We start from the raw sequence: 8,173 nt of genomic DNA, 5'->3' as shown, positions 1-8,173 counted from the left end.
CACTTCGCTTTCCAGCGGCAGATCGTCTTTGATCGTGCGCATCATGCTTTTATAAATATGCTTGGGCAGGCGCTTGCGCATTACGGTGATATTAAAGACTTTCGAGCCGAACAGCTCGATGATGTCGTCCTTCTGATCTTTGATCATTTCGTCTGGCATGGGTCCTCCTTTTGAATCGAAACGATGCATCGCGATGATCGTTTTTAGAAATCATTTTTGAATTGTTTTAGACCATTATAACCATGGGCGGCGGGAAAATGCAAGAAAGGGCGCAAAGAAAAAACGCGGTGCGGGCGCTCAGATCCAGCCGCCGTCGAAGGTGATGATCTGCCCGGTGAGATAGTCCGGCATGGCGAGCAGCTGCCACACCGCCGCGGCCACCTCGGCGGGTGCGGCAAAACGGTCGGCAGGGATCTCGGCGCGAATCGCCTCGCGCTCGGCATCCGTGAAGCCGGCGTTCATCGCCGTGTCGATAAAGCCGCAGGCGATGGCGTTGACGGGGATGCGGCTGGGGGCGAGCTCCTTGGCCAGGGCGCGGGTCAGGGCGTTGACGCCGCCCTTGGTGGCCGAATACGCCGCCTCAGCAGACGCGCCGATCTCCCCCCATACCGAGGAGAGGTTCACGATGGCGCCGGTGTCGCGGCGCAAAAACAGCGGAATGGCCAGCCGGCAGGTGTAAAAGCAGGCCGAGAGATTGGTGTCGACGAGGCGGTCCCATTCGGCCAGGGACATCTCTTGCAAGAGGCCGATATGATCGGTGCCGGCGTTGTTCACGAGGATGTCCAGCCGGTCGATGCCGGCAAAAAGGGCGGCCACCGCCTCGGGATCCCCGGCGTCACAGTGCACGGTGCGCACGCGAGCGCCGTGGGCTTCGCGCAGGCGCGCGGCCAGCGCATTCAGCTCGGCCATGGTGTCGCGGCAGGTGAGGACGAGATTGCAGCCGTGGGCGGCGAGGGTTTCGGCAATGGCGGCGCCGATACCCCGGGAGGCGCCGGTGATCAGCGCGGTCAGTTTTGGGGTGTTTGTTAAACGAATCATCAAAAAACTCCTTGTTAGTTTCAAAAATCAGGCGCGGGCGATGGCGGCGCGCCAAAGGGCGCCGAGTCTTTCGGGATCGCCGTAGGTATTGGTGTAGCTTTGAAAGTAGGCGAGGTATCGGCGGTCTGCCGTCGGGATGCGCTTGGGAAATTTGGGATCGACGCGTTTTTTGGCGGCGGCGATTTGTTCGGCAATGGGCGCCGGCGGGGCGGCAAATTCGCCGGCGTCGCCGGCCGAGCAGAAGGTGCAGCCGCCCGTGCCCAGGGCGCCGTCCCGGTTGGGGCAGCTGCAGCCGGCGCTCAGCGAGAGCTTGTGGACCTTGGTGTCGAAGCGCGCCTTGAGCGCGTCGGAAAAGAAAGCAGGTGCATGGGGACCTCACGATGTTGTTTTATTAACGCCATTATAAAAGACCGGGACCCAAATGACCAGCGCGCGTTATTTTTGATAAGGGAATCATTGTTCTTTTGCTTTATCGCGGCGAAGGCTTATGCTATAATAACAATGAGTTATTGCGGTTCATTTCATCTTGAAAATAATTTGGCGGATCCATTTCGCCGTGAAAGGATTAAAAAATGGCAATTACAGTACTCGTTGGTGCTCAATGGGGCGACGAAGGCAAGGGCAAGATCATCGACTACCTTGCGGATCAGCAGGATCTGATCGTCCGCTTTCAGGGCGGGGATAACGCCGGCCACACCGTGATCAACGATGCCGGGGTGTTTAAGCTCCACCTGATTCCCAGCGGCATCTTCAATAAAAACGGCGAAAGCCTCATCGGCACCGGCACCGTGGTCAACCCCGATGTGCTCGCCGAGGAAATGGCCCAGATTGAAGCGGCGGGCGTCGCCACCGATAACCTGCGCATTTCCGGCAAGGCGCATATCCTGATGCCCTATCACCAAAGGCTCGACGAGCTGATGGAGGCCAAGGGCGGCATCGGCACCACCAAGCGGGGCATCGGCGTGTGCTATGCCTATAAAATGCTGCGCAAGAATCTGCGGATGGAAGACTTGCTGGATCTGTCCCGCGCCCGCGAAAAGCTGACAGTCTATCTCGACGTGGTCAACAATATGCTGACGGCCTACGGCGGCGAAGCGGTGACGCTGGCCGAGCTGGACGAAAAGCTCAAGAACTGGGCGGATCGTTTTGCTGATCGCATCGTCGAGTCTATCAGTTATCTGCACGGCCACATCGACGCGGGCAAAAACATCCTTTTTGAGGGGCAGCTGGCCGCGATGAAAGATATCGACCAGGGGATTTATCCCTATGTGACTTCCTCCTGCCCGTCGGCAGCCTACGCCGCTGTGACCGGCGGTTTTCCGGCGAAAAAAATCGATAAGGTCATCGGCGTGGCCAAGGCCTTTTCGTCTGCGGTGGGGGCCGGTCCCTTCCCGACGGAGGATGCCGACGATCCCCAGATTGCCATTATCCGCGGCGACGGCTCCAAGGCTGACGACGAATACGGCGCCCGCACCGGCCGTTCCCGCCGCCTCGGCTGGCTGGATCTGCCCGTGCTGCGTTACACCACGATGATCAACGGCTTCGACGAAGTGGCCCTGTGCAAGATCGACAAGCTCGACGATCTCGACAGCATCAAGGTTTGCACCGGCTACAAACTTGACGGCCGGAAGATCGATCACTTCCCGAATACCGACGAGCTGGAACGGGTCGAACCGATTTACGAAACACTGCCGGGGTGGAAAACGCCGACCACCGGAGTCCGCAAAATTGCCGACCTGCCGGAAAACGCCCGAAACTACATCCGCTTTATCGAAGAACGTATCGGCGCGCCGATTCATTACGTCGGTGTCGGGGCAGACCGCGAAGCCCTGGCGACGCGTTAATCGGCGGCATCAAAAATAGATAGAATCAAACGAAACAACGCATTGAACACAGGTGCCCTTTGGGCAAAAGACAATGGAAAGGTGGTAAGATGTCGTATTTCAAAAAAGACAAGCGTGCCTATATCCTCTTGGAGGACGGCACGCTTTTTGAGGGGTATCATTTCGGCTGTGAAGGGACGACCATTGGTGAAATTGTTTTTACCACGGGAATGACTGGCTATCAGGAGGTGCTGACCGATCCGTCTTATTACGGGCAGATCGTGATGCAGACCTATCCGCTGATCGGCAATTACGGGGTGAACAAAAGCGATATGGAAAGCGAGAAGAGCTGGGTCGCCGGCTATATCGTCCGGGAATGGTGCGAGGAGCCATCCAATTTCCGGGAAGCGGGCACCATTGACGCCTTCCTCAAGTCCCAGGGCAAGGTGGGCATCTGGAACGTGGATACCCGAAGGCTCACCCGGAAGATCCGGGATAACGGCACGATGAACAGCTGCATCACCACGGAAGACATCGCCGGCAGGAAAGACGCGCTTTTAGCGCAGATCCGCGCCTACAAAATCGTCAATCCGGTGCAGCAGGTGACAGTGCCGAAAATGGACTGGTATTATAACCGGGAAAACCGAGCTAATCACGTCGCGCTGATGGACTATGGCTACAAGCACAACATCCTGAACAAGCTACTGCAATACGGCTGCAATGTGACGGTGATGCCGGCAAACAGCACCATCGACGATATTCGCGCCCTCAATCCGGACGGAATCATGCTCTCCAACGGCCCCGGCGACCCCACGGACAACGGCGAAATCATCGACAACATCAAGCGCTTCATCGACTACGGCAAACCGATTTTCGGCATCTGCCTCGGCCATCAGCTGATGGCGCTGGCCAACGGTGCGAAGACCGAAAAAATGCCATTCGGCCATCGCGGACTCAATCAGCCGGTGAAGGATCTCGACAAAGACCGGGTGTATATCACCTCCCAGAACCACGGTTACGCCGTGATCGGCGACAGTCTGCCGCAGGGCGCCGGCCGGGTGACCCACATCAACATGAACGACGGCACCTGCGAGGGCATCGACTACCCGGCGAAGCACGCCTTCACGGTGCAATTCCATCCGGAAGCTTCGGCCGGTCCCAACGACACCGGCTATTTGTTTGAAAAATTCACCGACATGATGGAAAGGGGACAGCAGGGATGCCTTTAAACCAGAAACTCAGGAAAGTACTTGTCATTGGATCGGGGCCTATCGTCATCGGCCAGGCCGCGGAATTTGACTACGCCGGCACTCAGGCCTGCAAGGCACTGCGCCAGGCCGGGCTCGAAGTGGTGCTGATCAATTCCAATCCGGCGACGATCATGACCGACAAGGCCATGGCCGACGAAATTTATATCGAACCGCTGACCCTGGACGTGGTCAAGCGGGTGATCGAGAAGGAAAAGCCCGACGGCCTGCTCTCGACCCTCGGCGGCCAAACGGGGTTAAACCTTTCGATGCAGTTGGCGAAGGAAGGCTTTCTTGAAGCCAACGGCGTGGCGTTGCTCGGCGCCGACGTGGTGACCATCGACAAGGCGGAAGACCGCCAGGCCTTTAAAGACACGATGCGGGAAATCGGCGAGCCGACCATTCCTTCCAAGGTGGTGGAATCCCTGGACGACGCCCTGGATTTTGCGGGGCAGATCGGCTATCCGGTGATTGTGCGCCCGGCCTTTACCCTCGGGGGCACCGGCGGCGGCATCGCGGCCACGCCGGAAGAGCTCGACCACATCGCGACCCGGGGCCTGCGCCTCTCGCCGATTCATCAGGTGCTCATCGAGCGGGATATCTCCGGCTGGAAGGAAATCGAGTTCGAGGTGATGCGCGATGGCAAGGGCAATGTCATCACCGTGTGCTCGATGGAAAACTTCGACCCGGTAGGGATTCATACCGGCGATTCCATCGTCGTCGCTCCTTGCCAGACCCTTTCCGACAAGGAATATCAGATGCTGCGCACTTCGGCGCTCAAGATCATCTCCACCTTAAAGGTCGAAGGGGGGTGCAACTGCCAGTTCGCCTTAAACCCGGACAACTTTAATTACGCGGTGATCGAGGTCAACCCCCGGGTGTCGCGCTCCTCGGCGCTGGCCTCCAAGGCGACGGGCTACCCCATTGCCAAAATCGCGGCGCTTATCGCCGTGGGCTTTAGCCTCGACGAAATCACGAACGACATCACCGGCAAGACGCCGGCCTGCTTCGAGCCGGTGCTGGACTATATCGTCGTGAAGTTCCCGCGCTGGCCCTTTGACAAATTTGTCTATGCACGCCGGACGCTGGGCACCCAGATGAAGGCCACCGGGGAAATCATGTCCATCGGGAACAGCTTCGAGCACGCGATGATGAAGGCCGTGCGCTCCATCGAGCTGGGCTTCGACACGCTGTCGGTGGAAAAATACCGGAAGGCCAGCGATGCGGAAATCCTCGAAGCGCTGGGCCTCAAGGACGACGAGCGCTGCTTTGTGGTTTACGAAGCGCTGTACCGCGGCATGCCGGCCGCCCAGGTGCACGACATCACCCTGATCGATATGTGGTTTCTCGACAAGCTGCGTCATTTGGCCACGATGGAGCGGGATCTGGCCGAGAAAGGCCTTGCGGACGAACGCGGCGCCGAACGGCTGACCGTTGCGAGAGAACTGGGCTTTCAGGACGGCACCATCGCCCGCCTGGCCGGCGTGCCCTTTGACGAAAAAACCTGCCGGCTCGATCTGCCGGCCGCCGTGGCCGAAAAGGTCGCTCAAAAGCCCTACGCGGCCTTTAAAATGGTCGATACCTGCGCCGGGGAATTTGCGGCCGAAACGCCTTATTTCTATTCAACCCGGGACGATGAAAACGAGGCCGAAGCTTTTCTGGCTGAACATCCCACGGGCAAAAAGCGCATCGCGGTCTTCGGGTCCGGCCCGATCCGTATCGGCCAGGGCATCGAGTTTGACTATTGCTCGGTGCACTGCGCCTGGGCCCTGCGGGAGCTGGGTCACGAGGCGATCATTGTGAACAACAATCCCGAAACCGTCTCGACGGACTTCGACACTTCCGATCGGCTCTATTTCGAGCCGTTAACCGCGGAGGATGTGCGCGCCATCGTCGAGACGGAAAAACCCGACGGCGCCATCGTGCAATTCGGCGGGCAGACGGCCATCAAGCTGACCCAGCATCTGGACGAAATCGCCGTGCCGATTCTGGGGACGGATCCGAAACACATCGACGCGGCGGAGGACCGCGAGCTCTTTGACGCCTTGGTGGAAAGCTGCGGCATCCCCCGGCCGAAGGGCGACACGGTGTTCAAGACCGGGGAGGCGGTGGCCGTGGCGCGCCGTCTGGGCTATCCGCTGCTGCTGCGTCCGTCCTATGTGCTCGGCGGCCAGAACATGATCATCGCCCACTCCGACGCCGATGTGGAGGAATACATGGGCATCATCACCGCCCACGAAATCACCAATCCGGTGCTCGTCGATAAATATCTGATGGGCAAGGAGGTGGAGGTCGACGCGATCTGCGACGGCACGGATTATTTGATTCCCGGCATCATGGAGCATATCGAAAAGGCCGGGGTGCACTCCGGCGATTCCATCTCGGTGTATCCGCCGCAGACGCTCTCCCAAAAGGTGCGGGATACGATCGTGGACTACACCGGCAGGCTTGCCCGCGCGCTGCACGTCGTCGGGCTGGTGAACATCCAATACGTGGTGATGGACGAAACGGTCTACGTGATCGAGGTGAACCCGCGGTCGTCCCGCACCGTGCCTTATATCTCCAAGGTCACGGACATTCCGATGGTCGACATGGCGACGCGCATCATGATGGGCGAAAGCCTCGCCGATATGGGCTACATCTCGGGGCTCAACCCGGTGAAGGACCGCGTAGCGGTGAAGGTGCCGGTGTTCTCCTTCTCGAAGCTCGAGGATGTGGACACCCAGCTCGGGCCGGAGATGAAATCCACCGGGGAGGTCCTCGGCGTGGCGAAGAATTTCGGCGACGCGATTTATAAAGGGCTGGTGGCCAGCGGCTCAGAAATGGCCCGGGAAGGGGCGGTGCTCTTGACCGTGCGGGATCTCGACAAGCCGGAGATCATCGGCATCGGCCGCCGCTTTCACGATCTGGGCTTTACGATTCACGCGACGGTGGGTACGGCGACGGCCCTGCGCGAACAGGGCATCCCGGTGCACGTGGTGCGCCGCCTTTCGGAAGCGCGCCCGAACATCGGCGACCTGCTGGACGGCCGGGAGGTGAATTATGTGATCTCGACCTCGACCAAGGGGCGCCAGCCCGGCATGGACGAGGTGAAGATGCGCCGCAAGGCGGTGGAAAGCTCCATCAGTCTGATCACGGCGCTGGACACGGCCCGGGCGATTCTCGACTGCCTGGAAAGCGAGCGCACGCTGGCCGAAATTCCGTTGGTGGACATCACCAAGATCTGACGCTTTAAAGCATCGCAAAAGGACCATTTGCCGGTCCTTTTTTAATGCCGGCTATTTTGCGGGCAATCGGGGCGAAAGAGGGCAGCCTTTTGCCGCCGGATGGGGTACAATAAAGAACAGGAACGAAAGTGTGACAGGCAGAAAGGAAGAATGCGATGGAAATAACGAATCAATTGATGCTCAGTCAGATCATGGAGCCCAGCCAGGCCAACGCGATGGGCAATGTGCACGGCGGCGAGATCATGAAGCTGATGGACTCTTCAGCAGCGGCCGTGTGCATCCGTTATGCCAAGGCGAACTGCGTGACGGCCCGGGTGGACGAGATCGATTTTCACCTGCCGATTATGGTGGGGGATCTGGTGACCTGCACCGCGTCGCTAGTCTATACCGGGCACAGCTCGCTGGAGGTTTACGTGACGGTGGATACCGAGGATATGAAGTCGGCGGAGGGGCCGCGGCACGCGCTGTCGGCGTTCTTTACGTTGGTCTGTCTGGGACGGGACGGCAAGCCGCGGCCGGTTACGCCCTACACCCCGATGACCCCGGACGAGATCAAGCTATACACTCTGGTGGAAAAGCGCAAGATCGCCCGGGGTCGGATTCCCCATCCGGAAAGGGGCTAAAGATAACAAAAAAGTCGCCCGGTCGCATCCAAAACGGGCGGCATCCAGGCGGAGGTTAAAAAACCGGTGTGTTTCGCGCAGCAATGCGCGCGGCACACCGGTTTTTTGCTGATGCCTGCGCGTTTGGACTTATGCTCCGCGCTTTGCGTCAGTCCCGCGGAGTGCGCGAGGCTTGCGTGCCTGGCGATAAGTGTCTGGCGATAAGAGAGCTTGCA

The 8,173-nt window shown here is 59.2% G+C and carries 7 protein-coding genes; 5 read left to right on the top strand and 2 right to left on the bottom strand.

Annotation, left to right across the window (positions count from 1 at the left end; all coding sequences use genetic code 11):
- A partial coding sequence (locus tag V3C63_RS02605; protein ID WP_329886268.1) for a glutamine synthetase III domain-containing protein occupies positions 1–147 on the bottom strand: 147 nt, incomplete at its 3' end.
- A 150-nt stretch (positions 148–297) separates the two neighbouring features.
- The gene (gene ymfI, locus V3C63_RS02600) at positions 298–1,038 is read right to left on the bottom strand and encodes an elongation factor P 5-aminopentanone reductase (RefSeq protein ID WP_329886249.1); all 741 of its coding nucleotides are present in this window, start codon (positions 1,036–1,038) and stop codon (positions 298–300) included.
- A 136-nt stretch (positions 1,039–1,174) separates the two neighbouring features.
- Between ymfI and V3C63_RS02595 the strand changes: the two genes are divergently transcribed.
- From V3C63_RS02595 to V3C63_RS02575, 5 genes are all read left to right on the top strand, one after another.
- Complete coding sequence (locus tag V3C63_RS02595) at positions 1,175–1,444, top strand: hypothetical protein (RefSeq protein WP_329886248.1); 270 nt, start codon at positions 1,175–1,177, stop codon at positions 1,442–1,444.
- Between the two features lie 166 nt (positions 1,445–1,610).
- Positions 1,611–2,882, top strand: a complete 1,272-nt coding sequence (locus V3C63_RS02590) for an adenylosuccinate synthase (protein WP_329886247.1) — start codon at positions 1,611–1,613, stop codon at positions 2,880–2,882.
- Positions 2,883–2,971: 89 nt separating this feature from the next.
- Positions 2,972–4,090: a carbamoyl phosphate synthase small subunit gene (locus V3C63_RS02585; protein WP_329886246.1), complete on the top strand. Its 1,119-nt coding sequence runs from the start codon at positions 2,972–2,974 to the stop codon at positions 4,088–4,090.
- Entirely contained in the window at positions 4,081–7,335 is a 3,255-nt protein-coding gene (gene carB, locus V3C63_RS02580; protein WP_329886245.1) for a carbamoyl-phosphate synthase large subunit, read from the top strand. Before V3C63_RS02585 ends, carB begins: the two co-directional genes overlap by 10 nt.
- Before the next feature lie 155 nt (positions 7,336–7,490).
- Positions 7,491–7,958, top strand: a complete 468-nt coding sequence (locus tag V3C63_RS02575; RefSeq protein WP_329886244.1) for an acyl-CoA thioesterase — start codon at positions 7,491–7,493, stop codon at positions 7,956–7,958.
- Positions 7,959–8,173: the final 215 nt, after the last annotated feature.

It is taken from the genome of Pseudoramibacter faecis, from assembly GCF_036289405.1.
In the GTDB taxonomy this organism is placed as follows: domain Bacteria; phylum Bacillota; class Clostridia; order Eubacteriales; family Eubacteriaceae; genus Pseudoramibacter; species Pseudoramibacter faecis.
This window is presented reverse-complemented; position numbering and strand designations above follow the sequence as displayed.

Coding starts and splice junctions, on each gene's coding strand:
- ymfI (WP_329886249.1), bottom strand. CDS start 1,038: ATGATTCGTTTAACAAACACCCCAAAACTGACCGCGCTGATCACCGGC.
- V3C63_RS02595 (WP_329886248.1), top strand. CDS start 1,175: ATGCGCTTGGGAAATTTGGGATCGACGCGTTTTTTGGCGGCGGCGATT.
- V3C63_RS02590 (WP_329886247.1), top strand. CDS start 1,611: ATGGCAATTACAGTACTCGTTGGTGCTCAATGGGGCGACGAAGGCAAG.
- V3C63_RS02585 (WP_329886246.1), top strand. CDS start 2,972: ATGTCGTATTTCAAAAAAGACAAGCGTGCCTATATCCTCTTGGAGGAC.
- carB (WP_329886245.1), top strand. CDS start 4,081: ATGCCTTTAAACCAGAAACTCAGGAAAGTACTTGTCATTGGATCGGGG.
- V3C63_RS02575 (WP_329886244.1), top strand. CDS start 7,491: ATGGAAATAACGAATCAATTGATGCTCAGTCAGATCATGGAGCCCAGC.